Below are 15,929 nucleotides of genomic sequence, written 5' to 3'. Positions count from 1 at the left end.
CCCGATCAAATGCTCGAGACGGCGGCTGTCACAGGTGCTTCATCCAGCGGCACGATCTCATGAAAATGCGAATAGTCGATATGGCTCACGCCGTCGCGTTCGCTCATGATGTCGACAAAACGGTGCTGCCAGTAGATCTGGTCGCACGTCCACATGTGGCGTGCCTGCATGGTCTGCGACGTCGATTCGTCGACGCCTTCCAGCGTGAGCAGCAGCGACGTGTCGCGCGCTTTTAGCGTTTCGGCTGTTTCGCCGAAGAGTGGACTGGTTTCGTCGATCACATGCATGATGCTCCAGCCGAGCTTGAAGACCGGATGCTGGTCGCGCACGAGTGCGAGGTCATAAAGCTTGCGCAGCGTATAACCTTCGGGAGTCGTTTCGCGGCGCAGAATGCGCAGCCGTGCATGCGCTTCGGCGATCACGTTCTGACGCCCGTTGGCCGAGCGGACCATCAAGGTCATGTGACCGTCCAGCGGCCGGATGATCGCGTAGCGCGCGAACATGATCTTCGCGTGCGGACGAGAGAAGCGCGCGAAAATCAGACCCGTCGCCAACGCAATGCTCGACATACCGACGAAGATTTCGAGCGTCGCGATCCAGTGCGCGTACACCGTTTGCGGATGCATGTCGCCGTAGCCGACGGTGGCCAGCGTTTCGACGCTGAAGAAAAACGCACCGCCGAACCCCGGCGGGTACTGATTCGCAATGGCCGCGTTGCCGAGCATATAGAGCGCGGCGAATGTGGTGTTCAGCAACAGGAAGATCACCGCCAGGCTGACGAAAAACATCGGCCAGCGCACCACCAGCGCGCGGTGATAAAGATCCTGCCAGAATCGCGTCGGCATGCCGTGCGCGATCACCACGCGGTCGTCCAGACGCAGTTCGCGGCTGCCGCGCGAAGGGCCTGTTTCGGCGCTCACTTCCGCCCGTCCGATGCGGGCAAAACGGTCCGACGGTTCAGTAGCCATCGCGTACTCGTGGAGATGAAAACGGCGCAAGCGTAGCACGCGGCCTCGCTCGCGGAGCGCGATCTTCGGCGCGTCGAACAGGGCGAAGGAAGGTGTGCGTTTTCCGTGCCGTGGCGGTGCGGCGGGGGCGCTTCAGTGGTTCTTGAACGCGCTGAATGCCGCGTTCAGATGCCGTTTACCATGCGCTGCTAGCGCTGACGCCAGCGCTAACACTGACGCAGACGGCCTGTGCTCCGCTTTACGGAAATGCTCGCGGCTTCGGAATGCCTGCGCCGTGCTCGATGTCGTCGACGGCTTGCTGGTGTGCCACAGCGATGGCTTGTGCTTCGTCGGCGTAACCGTTGTCGCCGCCGATGGTCGTCCACGGCTTGACCGCTTTCTCCCGATGCCTGATTTCGTATTCCGCGTCCCAGCGCGCGCCGCTGAGTTCGATTGGGCGGACGTGAATCGAGTACACGCCGTAGAGGAAGAGCTGCTCAACCATGATCGCCTCCGACCATTGCGTTCAGGTGGCGCGCCGCGAGATGCGCCGCGCCGGTCTGCCTAGAGTTCGATTTCCCCGAGTATGCGATGAGCGAGCGCCTTCGCTTCTTCCAGTGCCTCGCCCGGTGTGGACGAGGTAGCTTCGACTTCGTAGACCGTGGTTTCCTGGTCCTGGCTCGCCTCGCCTTCGTCGCGCGCGAGTGTGACCACGCCTTGCCACGTATCCGAGTCGAGCTCTCTTACCGACGCAGTGGCCGTGTAGATGCCTTTGGTGTAGGTGATGTCCTCCATGGCGTCGCTCCTTGTTCCAAAGGTTCCGGTCTTTTCATCGTAGCACGGCGATGGCGCTTCGGCTGAAGCCCCGCGGCGCGGCGCCTCGCGACGACGCGCGCCTGTCCAGCGGAAAAGATAACGTCCAATCGTTACAGCAGCGCGACGACTTCATCCAGCGACGGCGCATGCGCGCCCGCGTGCCGGCAGGCCGCCGCGCCGGCCGCCAGCGCGAACGCCAGATGCTCCGGCCACGCCCGCTGCGAAGCGGTCATCAGACTGAACAGCAAGCCGCCGATGGACGCATCGCCGGCGCCGACCGTATCCACCACCTCGACGCGCGGCGGGCGCGCCTCGAAGGTCGCCGCGCCGTCGATCAGCAGAGCCGTTTCCGGTCCGCGGGTGACGAGCACGGTGGCGGACGGATTCATCGCGCGCAATTGGGCAAGCGCATGCGCTTCGTCGTCGGCCTTGAAGAGCAGGCGCAGGTCTTCGTCCGATACCTTGATGAGGTCCGCGAGCGCGGCCATTTTGCGTAGCGTGGGTTCGTATCCGTGCTCCATCAGATTCCGGTAGTTCGGATCGAAACTGATCTTCACGCCGCGCGAACGCAATTCGGCGGCCAACCGGGCGAGCGTATCGCCGAGCGGCTGCCGCACGAGGCTGATGCAGCCGAAGTGCGCCCACTTCACCTGCTGCATCCAGCCTGCCGGCAGATGCGCGGGATCGAAGGCGAGATCGGCGCCGTTCTCGCCCATGAAAAAGTAAGCAGGCGGATGCGTGCGATGAACGATCGCGAGCAAAGGCGGGCGCTCCACGCGCTGCATGAAGCGCATGTCGAGCCCGGCCGCGACGCTCGCGTCCCACAGTTCGTCGGAGAAATTGTCGACGCCGAGCGAGCCCGCGCATGCGGTCGGCAAGCCGAGCCGCGCGACGCAACGCGCGACGTTCCAGCCCGCGCCGCCGGGACGCGACAGCCATTGCGAGGCGCCCGTGCGCACGAGATCGGTGAGGATATCGCCCGCCGAAACGAAGACGGGCAGTTCGTTGTTCACGTGGCTCATTTTGCGTGCTCCGTGGAGACAGCCGCGGCGGTCGGGCCTTCGGCCAGCGCGTGCGTCAGCACTTCATAGCACGCGCCCATGGTGTGATAGTCGGTCTTGCCGGCCGGACTCTTTTCGTCGCTGTATTTGCGGTTGTCGCAGGTGAGGATGCGATACCACGCACCGTATTTGTGATCGACGAAGTGCGCCCAGCTATAGCGCCAGATCTCGTCGTACCAGTCCCAGAAGCGTTCGTTGCCGGTGCGCTTGCCGAGCAGCGCGGCGGTCGCGAAAGTCTCCGCCTGCACCCAGAAGTACTTGTCGTGGTCGCACACGGTGCCGTCCGGGCCGAAGCCGTAATACAGGCCGCCGTGGTCTTCGTCCCATGCGTGCGTCATCGCGGCGTCGAACAGTTCGATTGCGCGCGGCAAGAGCCAGGGCAACGGACGGTAGCGCTCGAGAATCAGCAGCAGCTTCGCCCATTCCGTTTGATGCCCAGGCTGGAAACCCCACGGACGGAAAATGTTCGAGCTGTCTTCCTCGTTGTAGTGCCAGTCGACCGACCAGTCTGCGTGAAAGTGCTCCCACACGAGCCCTTGCGACAGCTTCGCCTGACGCAGCGTGATGTTCGACGCGACGCGCTCGGCGCGGTCAAGATACACGAGGTGGCCGGTCGCTTCGTGAGCGGCGAGCAAGGCCTCGGTGGTGTGCATGTTCGCGTTCTGCCCGCGATATGAGCTCACGCGCCATTCGGGCGATGCCTCGTCGGCATAGAGACCGGCGGCGGCGTCCCAGAAGCGATGCTCCATCAACTCGAAGGTCGCGCCGATCATCGGCTTCGCTTCCTCGATGCCGGCCATCGCCGCATGCGAGTACGCGAGCAGCACGAACGCGAGGCCATAGCAGTGGCGCGTGGCGTCGAGCGTGCGCTTTTTGCCGTCGCTCCATTCGATCTCCCAGTCGTAACCTTCGTGCTGCGCGTCCCAATGCGCGTCGCGCAGAAAGCGCACGCCGTGGCGCGCGTATTCCAGATGCTTCGGGTCGCCGAACTGGCGATACGCCATTGCGTAGTTGAAGACGTAGCGGCAGCTGCTCACCAGATGCCGCGTGGTCTTGTCGTAGACGGAACCGTCGTCGCGGAAAAAATGGAAGAAGCCGCCGCTCGGATCGAGCACATTGGGCGCGTAAAAGCGCAGCGTGTCCTCGACGTGCGAGAGCAGAAACTCGCGGCTGCGAAAGCTGGCGACGGGCGGCACGGCGGGCGCGCCGTTGGCGGAAGGAGGCGTAGCGGATAGCGTCATGGCGTTCTCACCAAAGTACTGGCACGGGCAATGAGATGAACGGGCAAGCGGACTTCTGTTTCGGCGGGCGCGTCTTCGAGTAGCAACTCGACGCCGCGGCGGCCGAGCGCTTCCTTGTCGACCGCGATGGTGGACAGCGGCGGCGTGGCGTGAGCGGCGGCGGGAATGTCGTCGAAGCCGATGATGGCGATGTCCTCGGGCACGCGCACACCGCGCGCGGAACAGGCGCGCAGCGCCGCGAGCGCGGCGGCGTCGTTGTAGGCGAACACGGCGTCGGGGCGTGGGCCGGGCGCATCGAGCAGTTGCTGCATCGCTCGGGCCGCGCCGCTGTCGGGGTCGAGTCCGGCGTCGATTGTGACTTCGAGCGACGGGTCGAACAGGAGTCCCGCTTCGAAAAACGCACGCCGATACCCGAGCGCGCGCTGGGCGATGCTGAAGTGCGCGAGCGATCCGCCGATGAACGCCACCCGCTTGCGCCCCTGTTCGAACAGATGCCGCATAGCAAGCGCGGCGCCGGCAGCGTTGTCGAGATTGACCGAACGCAAACCCGGCGCCCAGAGATCGATCAGCACGAGCGGGCGCTGCATCGCGACGAGCGTGGCAAGCGTCTCCGGTTCGACGAAGCCTGCGATCGCGACGGCGTCGGGCGCATGCAGGCGCATCTGCTGGATTACGTCTTCGGTGGGACCGGCGGTCAGCACCGAGGGCACGATCCCGCGCTCGCGGCAGGCGTCTTCCACGCCGTGCAAAACGTGCGAAAAGAACGGGCTGACGGCGAAGTTGTTGTGCTGGCGGTGCAGCAGGAACGTCAGACGGCGGATGCGCGGACGCAATTGCCCGGCGTCATAGCCCAGTTCGCGCGCCGCCTCTACTACGCGCACGCGTGTGGCCTCGGAAAGGCCCGGCTGGTTTTTCAGTGCGCGTGAGACGGTGCCGATCGACACGCTGGCCGCACGCGCGACGTCGCGGATAGTTATCGCCATCGAAGCAGGTGGCCGTGACAGAGCGGCCGCACGTGTTTTGGTCCGGGCGATTGTATAGTAAAACAGCCGTCAAACAGCTTCAAAGCGTGGTGGCAGGCACCGGTAAATACCCGTATATGCTGGCCTTTTTCACATTTCTTCGTTTAGTAAAATTGCTAAACAAATGCGATTTCCGCGCGTTAGCTCTGTGGCGGCGGGCTTTCCGTGACGGCGGTAGCAAGGCTGGAAACTCGGTCCTTCCAGCACTCGGCGCCGCTTCGTCAGTCGGCGTGCGTCGCCGAGGCTTCTGACTGCCCGCGCAGCAAGGCCACGCTTTCTGCGGCGTCGATCAGCACGAATCCGCTTGGCTCAAGCTTCGCGCGCCGCTTGGCCAGCGCCGCGACTGAGGCGATTTCCTCGCTGTTATAGAGCGACGCGCCGTCGGTCGGCTCCGGCTCCACGCGCACGCAGCCAATTGCCATCGTGACGAAGCCGAAGAAGGTCGGATTGCCGCGCCGGTCTTCGCCGTGAATGCCGCCGGCCAGACGGTCGGTCGGCGCGTAGAAGCGTTGCGCGCCCTCGTTGAACACGTGAATCGCGCGCAGCACGCGCTCGCGCCAGTCGTCGCTCTGGAACAGGATGAGGAAGTCGTCGCCGCCCACGTGACCGAGAAAGTCGCGCGTCGGATCGCAGACGTCGGCGAGCACCGCGGCGGCGAACTTCAGTACCTCGTCGCCTTGCCAGTAACCGTATTGATCGTTGAAAGGCTTGAAGTGGTTCAGGTCCACATAGCAGGCGTAGAAACCGGCGTGATTGCCGACGAGCCGCGCAATGTGCGAACTGATCGGAATGTTGCCCGGCAGGAACGTTAGCGGGTTAGCGTAGCGCGCCGCTTCGATGCGCACCTCGGTGACCGCGCGCACCAGGTTCTCGCCGGTGCCGAGCCCCGCATACTTGCCGTTTTCGGTGATGACGAAGCCATCGGCGAGATAGCGCTGATCGTCGCTTGCGAGGAGCTTGGCCATCTGCTCGACGGTCATCGATTTCTCTATCACCACCGGCGAGGCGTTCGCGAAAAGCAGGCATGGCCGCTTGCCGAACAACTCGCGGTGATACGGCAACGCATAGCGGTCCATGAAGCTGCGGCGGTTGATCAGCGCAACCGGTTCGTCATGCTCGACCACGGCGACCGCGTGCAGATCGGGCAGACGGTTGAAGAGTTCGAGCACGTCGTTGTTGGTCGCCTGGCGCGGCAGCGCGGGCGCGTGCACGAGCATCTTTTCCGAGGCCATGCCGCCCGATGGCGACGCGCCGCCGAGCGTGCGCGTCGCCTCGGGAAACACGGCGATGTGGCCAGCGCGCAGGGCGTCGCGGGCGTCGTCGGTGACTTTGCGTGCCGGCTGCGCATGCGGACGGCCAAAGAAAAAGCCTTGCCCGCAGCCGATCCCCATGTCGCGCACGACGATCAGATCCGCCTCGTTCTCGATGCCTTCGGCCACGAGGCGCGCGCCGCTCGCGCTCGCGAAGTGCTGCATTGCGCGAACGGCCTCGAACTTGAGGGGATCGCAGGCGATGTCGTGAATGAAGAAGCGGTCGATTTTCACGACGTCCGGTTGGAGTCGCACCCACAGATTCATGCTGGCGTTCGCAGTGCCGTAATCGTCGAGTGCGAACTGCGCGCCTGCCGTGCGCAACGTGGCGATCACCGGCAGGAAACTGCCCACGTCGGGAATCATGCTCTGCTCCGTCAACTCGATCACGATGCGCTGCGGGTCGACGCCGCGATGGCGCAGCAGCGCGAGCGTGTCGTCGGGTGCGTCGGCCAGACGCCGAAGCGCGCCTGCGCTGAAGTTCAGGAACAGCTTGCCGTCGTAGCCGAGCCGCGCGAACGCTTCGATGCAGGCGCGCGCAGCGGCCTGTTCAAGCTCGATCGCGCAGCCTTCCACGAGCGCTTGCGAAAAGAGGGCGAATGGCGCTTCGAGCGATGTGCCGGCCGGCCCGCGAATCAGGCCTTCGTAGCCGAGGATCGCGCCGTCCTCGAGGTCGATGATCGGCTGGAATACGGCGGACAGATCACGCCGGGCAATCAGGTCCTCGATGCGCGGCGCGGCGATTCCGGAGGGCGAGCGAAGTTGCATGGCAGTTAGACGTAGCGATGGACCTTCGGCTTAACGACCTGCTCTGCGGAGAATTAAGTGAACTTTTGGTGAAGCGTTGCACTGGTGTGGTGCGTTCGGGCTGGGGTGAGGCTTCGCGCGCGGTTCTCTGATAGTTTGAGGCGCTGCGGGGAGTCGACCAGAAGTCGACCAGGAGTCGGCCACGAGCCAGCCAGGAGCCAGCCAGGAGTCGGCCAGGAAGCCGCCTATGCCATCTGGCCGAGGCGACAACCGTCGCGGATGAGCGTGAAATAACGAAAAGCCGCGCAAGGCGGCTTTTGGAAAACGACGCTCAGGGAGGGCGCTTATGAATGTCCTATTTGCATTGCGCGCGTATTCAACGGCGGGCGACGGCGGCGGCGGCCCGCTCGCGCGAGGCGCGGCTTTCCGCGCTGGTGTCGCGAGCGCCCCAGCGCTGCGCGAGCGCGGCGCAGACCATAAGCTGGATCTGGTGGAACAGCATCAGCGGGAGAACGACCGCGCCGACCGCCTGCGAGGCGAAGATGACCTTGGCCATGGGCACGCCGGCGGCAAGACTTTTCTTCGAGCCGCAGAAGATGATAGTGATCTGGTCCGCGCGACTGAAGCCGAGCCGCTTGCTCACGAAAATCGTCATGCCCAGCGCGAGCGCGAGCAGCACCACGCTGATGAGCAGAACGCCGCCCAAAGCGGAGAGCGGGATCTGATGCCAAAGGCCTTCGGTCACGGACTCGCTGAACGCGCCATACACGACCAGCAGAATGGAACCTTGATCGACGAACTTCAGCACGCCGCGATGCCGCTCGATCCACTTGCCGATCAGCGGGCGCAGCAGTTGCCCCGCCACGAACGGCACCAGCAACTGCAGCACGATATTGCCCACGGTGTGCCAAGGGGAGCTACCGCCCGCCGCCTGATTCGTGACGAGGACGCTGACGAGTGCGGGCGTGATGAAGATGCCGAGCAGGCTCGAGGCCGACGCGCTGCAAACCGCGGCCGGAACGTTACCTTTGGCGATGGACGTGAAGGCGATAGAGGACTGAACCGTCGACGGCAACGTGCAGAGGAAGAGGATCCCGGCGTAGAGCGCAGGCGTGACAAGTGGCGAAAGGAGCGGTTTAAGCGCGAGGCCGAGCAGAGGAAACAGCGCGAACGTGCTGAGCAGTACGACCACATGCAGACGCCAATGCGTCGCGCCCGCAACAATCGCTTCCCGCGAAAGCTTCGCGCCGTGTAGGAAGAACAGCAGGCCGACCGCGACGTTCGTCACCCAGTCGAACCCCGCGGCGGCCTGGCCGTGAACCGGCAGCAGGCTGGCGAGTATCACCGTGCCGATCAGGCACAGGGTGAAGTTGTCGGGAAGCAGTTTCGGGCGGGCCATGTCGGATTCTCGAAATCGGTGATGCGGGACTGCACGCAAGGCGCGTGCGCGAAGCGCCCGGCGGTAGTGCTATGGAAAACCCTATTGTCCGTCTAAAGCTATTAAAACGGCAAATTCATTTGCCGAATTGATTAATGACTCCGATGCATTCGCGCCGTGGTCGACGAATCGGCTATGCCTCGACAGTCGGCCCGTGCGCGAACGCCTGTGGCGTCCCGCGGGTGCGCTTGGCTGATCGACTAATCGTCGGGTGAACAGGGCGCGTCGCGTCGTTGCAATTACGCCTTTCGCGTAACGCTCTAACCCTCGATGCACAGCCGATTCTCAGGCGGGTTTAGCAAGGGTTGTGGCGTAGAAAAACGTCGCAGTAACAACGTGTTACAAGAGCGGACGAGGCCTAACACTTTTTGGCTCGACACCCTCTTCCCGCGACCATAAATTACCGATCAAAGGCCGTCGGGATGCTCTGCGCTGCGACCTGTTCGCAGCGCCCGCGCCAGTCCCTCAACAAGTCCATCGCAGCTCGAACGGTGGGCTTCAGGCAAGTCTTCGGGCAAGTGAGTCACTGGTGGACGGGTTGTCGAGAACGAAGCACCTGGCGTGGGGCGCGGTAATCGTCGCGCTGTGCTCGTTCGCCTACGCAAAAGGTCCGGGCATGCCGCACGGCGGCGCGAGCTTTGGTGCGGACAGCTACGGTCACGGCAATTACGTCAACCGCGACGTTGGCCGCAACGTCGAGCGCAACCTCGATCCCTCCGGCGCTTCAAGTGCAGGCATGCATCGCGTCGCCGGACCAGGTGCTTATCCTGGGGACGGCCGCGGCGGCATACCGTACGTCGGCGTCATTCAACCGGTTAGCGCCGAGACGCGCCCCGGACAGCGGCCGCAATCCAATGCACCGGTTCGCTCGGGGTCGATCCGGGCCGACGTCGCGCGCTATAACGAAGAACGCGGTTCACTGCGCGCCGTCCAGCGCCAGGGCGACGACAGCCGCCCGCCCGAAAGTTCTCCCTACCGAAACTAGGCCCGCCCGGGCCGCGCTTCGATCAATCCTCTAGCCGGATAGGCGGCGCCGCGGCTTGCGTCGCGTTCAGTGCCTTGGCAACGTTCGTTGTTCCAATCCCGTTCCCTTGCCCGCCTTTCAATTGGCTTGGCGCGCGCATTACGCTTTGACTCACCTCCAAACCGCGCGCGCAATCTGACGTTTCGACGCCACACTTTTTTGAAAACACTCGGCAGCAGACCACCTCCCGTCGTCAAATTTGGGCGGTTATGCGGCGGCGCGTCATCAGCATGTCATCTGAAGCGTTATCGAACGCGTTACGCATAGCGCGCGCTGCTTCGCGCGAGCCGCGGTGTGTGTCGCGATGCCACGAACATGCGCACGTGAAGGTCTGTAGCAGGCCGATAAGCGACAAAACTAATCAGACCGATATACCGGCAATAACCAGCGATATTTTTGTTCATAAAAATGGTCCGCAAAGATGGTCCCGCCCAGATTGGCTCGACGATTGAACGGACAACAACAATGGTTCGCGCGAGCTTGCCCTTTCGCACAGCCACACCCCTTTTGACAAAGACTGGAGAATCCATGAAAACAGGCATCAGCCGTGCGCTGAAGACCACCCTCAAGGCAACCGCGTGTGCCGCTTTGCTGGCCAGTGCATCGTCTGCTTTTGCGCAATCGAGCGTGCAACTCTACGGTCAGGTGGACGAATGGGTCGGCGCGCAGAAATTTCCCGGCGGCAAGACGGCGGTCCAGGTGTCCGGCGGCGGAATGTCGACGTCGTACTGGGGCTTGAAAGGGGCTGAAGATCTGGGCAACGGCTACAAGGCGATCTTTACACTGGAAGGCTTCTTCCGCGCGCAGAACGGCCAGTACGGCCGCTTCGCCGGCGACACGACGTTTTCGCGTAACGCGTACGTCGGTGTCGAATCGCCGTACGGCACGGTTACGGCCGGCCGGTTGACCACCGAACTGTTCGTGTCGACGATCCTGTTCAACCCGTTCATCGACTCGTACGTCTTTTCGCCGATGGTCTACCACGTGTATCTCGGGCTCGGCACGTTCCCGACTTACTCGACCGATCAAGGCGTGACGGGGGACTCGGGCTGGAACAACGCGGTTCAGTATCAGTCGCCGAACTTCAACGGCCTGTCGGCGAGCGCAATGTATGCGCTGGGCAACACGACGCAGAACGGCGCGAAGAAGTGGAGCGGCCAGGTGCTGTATTTCCACGGCCCGTTCGCCGCGACCGCGGTTTATCAATACGTGAACTTCAACAACACGCCGGGCGATCTGGGCAGTTTCGATTCCTCGGGTGTGCCGGGCCTGAAGGCGCAGAGCGTCGCGCAAGTCGGCGTCTCCTACGACCTCAAGTATGTGAAGCTGTTCGGCCAGTACATGTACACCCACAACGACCAGACGCTGACAAGCTGGCACGTAAACACTGCGCAAGGCGGCGTAACGGTCCCGGCGGGTCCGGGCACGGTGATGGCGTCGTACGCTTATTCGCGCGACGGCGGCGGCTTCGACCAGACGCGCCAGACCGCGGCGATCGGTTACGACTACCCGCTGTCCAAGCGCACCGACGTGTACGCGGCTTATCTGTACGACCACATCAGCAGCCAGTCGAGCGGCAATACGTACGGCGTTGGCATGCGCGCGAAGTTCTAGGCGTCGCTGCGCAGCTGAACTGGCCGGCGAGCGGCGACTGCCGCGAGCCGGGCCGCATGCTCACAACCTCCAAAGCCCGCTTCCTCACGGAACGCGGGCTTTGGTCTTTTCTGAGGCGATCCGCCATAGTCGTTCCGCCATCTGCTCTTGATAAACCGGGCAAAATAACGCCGATTAATTCCTATAGCGAGCGATTCGGATGGACACCCTCGTCAGCATGAAAGTGTTCCGGCAAGTGGTCGAGGTGGGCAGCTTCGTGGGCGCGGCTGAACGAATGGAGATGTCCGCGGCGATGGCGAGCAAGCACGTGATGCATCTCGAACAGCAGCTCGGCGCGCGCCTGCTGAACCGCACCACGCGCCGCGTCGCGCCGACCGAGGCGGGCCGCGAATACTACGAGCGCTTGAGTCAGGTGCTCACCGAACTCGAGGAGGCGGAGCAGGTGGTTGGTGCGGCGAGCGTCGTGCCGCAAGGGCGCTTGCGGGTGTCGTCGCTGTCGGCATTCGGACTGAGTCACGTGATGGCCGCGGTCGCCGACTATGCCGCGCAGTATCCGCAGGTCACCGTCGACATAACGTTGTCGGACCGCGTGGTCGAGCTGATCGATGAAGGCTTCGACGTCGCGATCCGCGCCTCGCCGAGCGGCCTCAAGTCGTCGTCGCTGATCGCGAGGCAGATCGCGATGGCGCATCTGCTGCTGTGCGCGTCGCCGGAGTATTTGCGCCGGCGCGGCACGCCGAAGACGGCCGCCGATCTCGGGCGCCACAACTTTCTGCAATACACGGGCGTGTCGGCACTCGACGTCCTGCAAGCCACCGGCGAAGCCGCGCGCGTACGCCTGTCCGGCAATCTGATCGTCAATCATCTCGAAGCGCAACGCGTCATGGTGCTGCAAGGTGCGGGCATAGCGCTCCTCGGCACCGAAGTGATCGGCGCCGATTTGACCGAGGGGCGTCTCGTGCCGGTGCTCGTCGATGAAGTGCCGCCTCGCGAGCTGCCGATCCATGTGGTGTACGCGAGCCGGCGCCATTTGTCGGCGAAGGTGCGCTCGTTCGTAGACTTCCTCGCCGACCGGTTCGCGAACGAGTCGCTGTGGCCGTCGCTCGAACAGATCAAGGCGCTGGCTGTGAGATAGCGCCCGGCATAGCGCGTCGGCAAGCGCACCAGGCCACAAACCGCCGAAGCCGCGCCCACCCGTTTCGTTATACTGGTTGCCAGCACCCACACACGCAAACAGCGTAACGATCTGGGGGAGACATGACCGATCTGTCCACGCCGCAGCGCGCTGCCAGCCACGAGCTGCCCGCCGGCCGGCGCTTGCGCTTCGTCACCGCCGCAGCCCTGTTCGACGGCCACGACGCGTCGATCAACATCATGCGCCGCATCCTGCAAGCGAGCGGCGTCGAAGTCATCCATCTAGGCCACAACCGTTCCGTCGACGAAGTCGCGACCGCCGCGCTGCAGGAAGACGCGGACGGCGTCGCGGTGTCGAGCTATCAGGGCGGCCATAACGAATACTTCCGCTACCTGGTCGATCTGCTGCGAGCGCGAGGCGGTGAGCGCATCAAGGTGTTCGGCGGCGGCGGCGGGGTGATCGTATCCGAAGAAATCGTCGCGCTGGAAAGCTACGGAGTCGAAAAGATCTATTCGCCGCACGACGGCCAGCGGCTTGGCCTGCAAGGAATGATCGACGACATGATCGCGCGCTGCGCAGCAGCGGCCCGAGACGGCGTCGCAGCGCGGACCGGCGCAGTCGGGGAATGGCTCGCCGGCCTGATCGGTCAACCTCTGTTGCACTTGCGTTCGAGCGCACAGGTAAGCGAAGGCGCGGGCATCGGCGATAACGACGACGGTTCCCAAAACGTTCCGGGCGAGACGAGCAGCGTGGATTCGCGGGACGCAAGCTCGCTCGTGTTCCGGCGTCTCGCTCAACTGATCAGCGCCATCGAGGCGGGCGGCGTCGCGTCGTCGAAGCGCGCCGAGCTATCCGCCCTTACTCAGGCAATGCAAGTGCCCGTGCTCGGCATTACCGGCACGGGCGGTGCGGGCAAATCGTCGCTCACCGACGAACTGATCCGCCGCTTCCGGCTCGATTACGGCGACGCGCTCACCATCGCCGTGCTCGCCATCGACCCGTCGCGCCGCAAGTCCGGCGGCGCGCTGCTCGGCGACCGCATTCGCATGAACGCGATCGGCGACTGGGGCGGCGGTGCGCGCGTCTACATGCGCTCGATGGCGACGCGCGAGGCGTCGAGCGAAATCTCCGACGCGCTGCCCGACGCGCTGATGCTGTGCAAGGCGGCCGGCTTCGACCTGATCGTCGTCGAAACCTCAGGGATCGGTCAGGGCGACGCGGCCATCGTGCCGTTCGTCGACGAATCGCTATATGTGATGACACCCGAGTTCGGCGCGGCCAGCCAGTTGGAGAAGATCGACATGCTCGACTTCGCCGACGCGGTCGCGATCAACAAGTTCGATCGCAAGGGCGCGCCAGATGCGTTGCGCGATGTCGCGAAACAGGTGCAGCGTAACCGCGCCGACTTCGCGAAATCGCCCGAGGCGATGCCGGTGTTCGGCACGATCGCTTCGCACTTCAACGACGACGGCGTGACCGCGCTTTACCAATACGTCGCCGAAGCGCTGCGAAAGCACGGCCTGCGCTCAGGAGGCGGCCGTTTGTCCGTGCCCGCCGACGTGCGATTTTCGAGCGGCCGTCATGCGATCGTGCCGCCCGCGCGGGTGCGCTATCTCGCGGAAATCGCGCAGACCATCCACGCTTATCGCGAGCGGGCCGATCAGCAAGCGGGTGTTGCGCGCGAGCGCTGGCAACTCGTCGAAGCGCGCCGGATGCTCGCGCAAGCGCGCGCAGACGAGCACGATGCGCAAGCCTCGCTCGACGCGCTCATCGAGCAACGCACCACGGCACTCGGCGAGCGCGAGCGAAAGCTGCTCGACGCGTGGCCCCAAACCGTCGCCGCCTATTCGGGCGATGACCACGTGGTCCGCATTCGTGACCGGGAGATACGCACCGCGCTCACGGCCACGACCTTATCGGGCACGCAACTGCGCAAAGTCGCGCTGCCGAAATTCGTCGACCACGGCGAGATTCTGCGCTGGCTGATGCTCGACAATCTGCCGGGCTACTTTCCGTTCACCGCAGGCGTCTTCCCGTTCCGTCGCGAGAACGAAGACCCGACGCGAATGTTCGCGGGAGAAGGCGATCCGTCGCGCACCAACCGCCGTTTCAAACTGCTGTCCGAGGGCATGCCGGCCAAGCGTCTTTCGACCGCATTCGACTCGGTCACGCTATACGGCGAAGAGCCGCATGAACGCCCGGACATCTACGGCAAGGTGGGCAACTCGGGTGTATCGGTGGCGACGCTCGACGACATGCATGCGCTCTACGAAGGCTTCGATCTGTGCGCGCCGCAAACGTCGGTGTCCATGACGATCAACGGCCCTGCGCCGACCATACTCGCAATGTTCTTCAACGTAGCGATCGATCAGCAGATCGCGCGCAAGGCGCAGCAACTGGGCCGTGCGCTGAGCGAAGACGAACTCGCCGAGACGCGCCGCACAGCGTTGGAGAATGTACGAGGCACAGTGCAGGCCGACATTCTGAAAGAAGATCAAGGCCAGAACACCTGTATTTTTTCGACCGAATTCAGCCTGAAAGTGATGGGCGATATTCAGGCGTACTTTGTCGAACACGGCGTGCGTAACTTCTATTCGGTCTCCATCTCCGGCTATCACATTGCCGAGGCTGGCGCGAATCCGATCTCGCAACTCGCCTACACGCTCGCGAACGGCTTCACGTATGTCGAGGCGTATCTGGCGCGCGGCATGTCGATTGACGACTTCGCGCCGAACCTGTCGTTCTTCTTTTCCAACGGCATGGACCCGGAATACACGGTGCTCGGCCGTGTTGCGCGGCGCGTGTGGGCAATCGCGATGCGCGAGCGTTACGGCGCGAACGAACGCAGCCAGAAGCTCAAATATCACGTGCAGACATCGGGCCGCAGCCTGCACGCGCAGGAGATCGACTTCAACGATATCCGCACCACGCTGCAAGCGCTGATCGCGATCTACGACAACTGCAACTCGCTGCACACGAATGCGTTCGACGAAGCGATCACCACACCCACCGAGGAGTCGGTGCGACGCGCAGTGGCGATTCAGTTGATCATCAATCGCGAATGGGGGCTTGCGAAGAATCAGAATTCGAATCAGGGCAGCTTCGTCATCGAGGAACTGACCGACCTCGTCGAAGAAGCGGTACTCGCCGAATTCGACCGGCTGACCGAGCGCGGCGGCGTGCTTGGCGCAATGGAGACCGGTTATCAGCGCGGGCGCATTCAGGACGAGTCGATGCTGTACGAGCATCGCAAGCATGACGGCTCGTATCCGATTGTCGGCGTGAACACGTTCGTGAGCGCGAAGCCGCATGAAGCGCCGACGCCAATTGCGCTCGCCCGCTCCACGGAAGAAGAGAAGCAAAGCCAGTTAAAACGTCTGCGCGACTTCCAGACGCGGCATTGCGACGCCGCGCCCGCCGCGCTCGAGCGTCTGCAACTCGCGGTAATCGACGACGAAAACGTCTTTGCGGTGCTGATGGATGTGGTGCGCGTCTGTTCGCTTGGGCAAATCACGCACGCGCTGTTCGAAGTGGGCGGGCAGTATCGTCGGAATATGTAGCGAGCGGGGCGAGC

The 15,929-nt window shown here is 63.7% G+C and carries 12 protein-coding genes; 4 read left to right on the top strand and 8 right to left on the bottom strand.

All coding sequences use genetic code 11. The annotated features are described in order from the left end of the window. Positions 1 to 5: 5 nt before the first annotated feature. From JMY24_RS14430 to JMY24_RS14395, 8 genes are all read right to left on the bottom strand, one after another. Positions 6 to 968 (bottom strand): ion channel, encoded by a 963-nt coding sequence (locus JMY24_RS14430; RefSeq protein WP_128589372.1) that lies wholly within the window; start codon positions 966 to 968, stop codon positions 6 to 8. A gap of 238 nt (positions 969 to 1,206) precedes the next feature. Continuing rightward, positions 1,207 to 1,452, bottom strand: coding sequence for a hypothetical protein (locus tag JMY24_RS14425; protein ID WP_128594136.1), 246 nt, complete (start codon positions 1,450 to 1,452; stop codon positions 1,207 to 1,209). A 59-nt stretch (positions 1,453 to 1,511) separates the two neighbouring features. Then, the gene (locus tag JMY24_RS14420; RefSeq protein WP_128589368.1) at positions 1,512 to 1,742 is read right to left on the bottom strand and encodes a hypothetical protein; all 231 of its coding nucleotides are present in this window, start codon (positions 1,740 to 1,742) and stop codon (positions 1,512 to 1,514) included. A gap of 131 nt (positions 1,743 to 1,873) precedes the next feature. Then, entirely contained in the window at positions 1,874 to 2,785 is a 912-nt protein-coding gene (locus tag JMY24_RS14415; protein ID WP_201702289.1) for a carbohydrate kinase family protein, read from the bottom strand. Further along, complete coding sequence (locus JMY24_RS14410; protein WP_128592455.1) at positions 2,782 to 4,065, bottom strand: AGE family epimerase/isomerase; 1,284 nt, start codon at positions 4,063 to 4,065, stop codon at positions 2,782 to 2,784. Before JMY24_RS14410 ends, JMY24_RS14415 begins: the two co-directional genes overlap by 4 nt. After that, on the bottom strand, positions 4,062 to 5,048 hold the full coding sequence (locus tag JMY24_RS14405) for a LacI family DNA-binding transcriptional regulator (protein ID WP_201702287.1): 987 nt from the start codon (positions 5,046 to 5,048) through the stop codon (positions 4,062 to 4,064). The genes JMY24_RS14410 and JMY24_RS14405 overlap by 4 nt, the downstream gene beginning before the upstream one ends. 260 nt (positions 5,049 to 5,308) lie before the next feature. Next, positions 5,309 to 7,165, bottom strand: coding sequence for an EAL domain-containing protein (locus JMY24_RS14400; protein WP_128594138.1), 1,857 nt, complete (start codon positions 7,163 to 7,165; stop codon positions 5,309 to 5,311). A 355-nt stretch (positions 7,166 to 7,520) separates the two neighbouring features. Next, positions 7,521 to 8,543 (bottom strand): bile acid:sodium symporter family protein, encoded by a 1,023-nt coding sequence (locus JMY24_RS14395; protein WP_201702286.1) that lies wholly within the window; start codon positions 8,541 to 8,543, stop codon positions 7,521 to 7,523. Between the two features lie 568 nt (positions 8,544 to 9,111). Between JMY24_RS14395 and JMY24_RS14390 the strand changes: the two genes are divergently transcribed. The 4 genes from JMY24_RS14390 to icmF all read left to right on the top strand — a co-directional run bounded on the left by JMY24_RS14390 (position 9,112) and on the right by icmF (position 15,915). Next, entirely contained in the window at positions 9,112 to 9,567 is a 456-nt protein-coding gene (locus JMY24_RS14390) for a hypothetical protein (protein WP_128594139.1), read from the top strand. A 567-nt stretch (positions 9,568 to 10,134) separates the two neighbouring features. Next, a complete protein-coding gene (locus JMY24_RS14385) occupies positions 10,135 to 11,220 on the top strand; it encodes a porin (RefSeq protein ID WP_128594140.1) in 1,086 nt (361 codons plus the stop codon). Positions 11,221 to 11,419: 199 nt separating this feature from the next. Beyond that, positions 11,420 to 12,355: a LysR family transcriptional regulator gene (locus JMY24_RS14380; RefSeq protein WP_201702285.1), complete on the top strand. Its 936-nt coding sequence runs from the start codon at positions 11,420 to 11,422 to the stop codon at positions 12,353 to 12,355. Positions 12,356 to 12,477: 122 nt separating this feature from the next. Next, positions 12,478 to 15,915 (top strand): fused isobutyryl-CoA mutase/GTPase IcmF, encoded by a 3,438-nt coding sequence (gene icmF, locus JMY24_RS14375; RefSeq protein WP_201702284.1) that lies wholly within the window; start codon positions 12,478 to 12,480, stop codon positions 15,913 to 15,915. Positions 15,916 to 15,929: the final 14 nt, after the last annotated feature.

Source organism: Paraburkholderia kirstenboschensis, assembly GCF_904848585.1.
Taxonomy (GTDB): domain Bacteria; phylum Pseudomonadota; class Gammaproteobacteria; order Burkholderiales; family Burkholderiaceae; genus Paraburkholderia; species Paraburkholderia kirstenboschensis.
This window is presented reverse-complemented; position numbering and strand designations above follow the sequence as displayed.

Coding starts and splice junctions, on each gene's coding strand:
- JMY24_RS14430 (WP_128589372.1), bottom strand. CDS start 968: ATGGCTACTGAACCGTCGGACCGTTTTGCCCGCATCGGACGGGCGGAA.
- JMY24_RS14425 (WP_128594136.1), bottom strand. CDS start 1,452: ATGGTTGAGCAGCTCTTCCTCTACGGCGTGTACTCGATTCACGTCCGC.
- JMY24_RS14420 (WP_128589368.1), bottom strand. CDS start 1,742: ATGGAGGACATCACCTACACCAAAGGCATCTACACGGCCACTGCGTCG.
- JMY24_RS14415 (WP_201702289.1), bottom strand. CDS start 2,785: ATGAGCCACGTGAACAACGAACTGCCCGTCTTCGTTTCGGCGGGCGAT.
- JMY24_RS14410 (WP_128592455.1), bottom strand. CDS start 4,065: ATGACGCTATCCGCTACGCCTCCTTCCGCCAACGGCGCGCCCGCCGTG.
- JMY24_RS14405 (WP_201702287.1), bottom strand. CDS start 5,048: ATGGCGATAACTATCCGCGACGTCGCGCGTGCGGCCAGCGTGTCGATC.
- JMY24_RS14400 (WP_128594138.1), bottom strand. CDS start 7,165: ATGCAACTTCGCTCGCCCTCCGGAATCGCCGCGCCGCGCATCGAGGAC.
- JMY24_RS14395 (WP_201702286.1), bottom strand. CDS start 8,543: ATGGCCCGCCCGAAACTGCTTCCCGACAACTTCACCCTGTGCCTGATC.
- JMY24_RS14385 (WP_128594140.1), top strand. CDS start 10,135: ATGAAAACAGGCATCAGCCGTGCGCTGAAGACCACCCTCAAGGCAACC.
- JMY24_RS14380 (WP_201702285.1), top strand. CDS start 11,420: ATGGACACCCTCGTCAGCATGAAAGTGTTCCGGCAAGTGGTCGAGGTG.
- icmF (WP_201702284.1), top strand. CDS start 12,478: ATGACCGATCTGTCCACGCCGCAGCGCGCTGCCAGCCACGAGCTGCCC.